The organism is Streptomyces sp. NRRL WC-3742 (assembly GCF_000720635.1).
In the GTDB taxonomy this organism is placed as follows: domain Bacteria; phylum Actinomycetota; class Actinomycetes; order Streptomycetales; family Streptomycetaceae; genus Kitasatospora.
This window is the reverse complement of sequence record NZ_JOCF01000221.1, coordinates 1-220: the sequence shown is the minus strand read 5'-3', so window position 1 is coordinate 220 and position 220 is coordinate 1. Positions and strand designations below refer to the sequence as shown.

At 75.9% G+C, this 220-nt stretch carries 1 protein-coding gene; it reads left to right on the top strand.

Annotated elements, in window-relative coordinates:
• A partial coding sequence (locus tag IH61_RS42335; RefSeq protein ID WP_158845916.1) for an acyltransferase domain-containing protein occupies positions 1 to 220 on the top strand: 220 nt, incomplete at both ends.

Genomic DNA, 220 nt, shown 5'->3' with positions numbered 1-220 from the left:
GATCGCGGCAGCGGCCGTGTCGGGGGCGTTGAGCCTGGACGACGCGGCGGCGGTGGTGGCCCTGCGCAGTAGGGCGATCCGGCTGATCGCGGGCGACGGCGGCATGGCCTCCGTGCCGGTCCCGGTGGCCGAGGTGGAGCGGCTGATCGCCCGGTGGGACGGCGAGTTGGAGGTCGCCGCCGTCAACGGCCCGTCCTCGACGGTGGTTTCGGGCACCGCC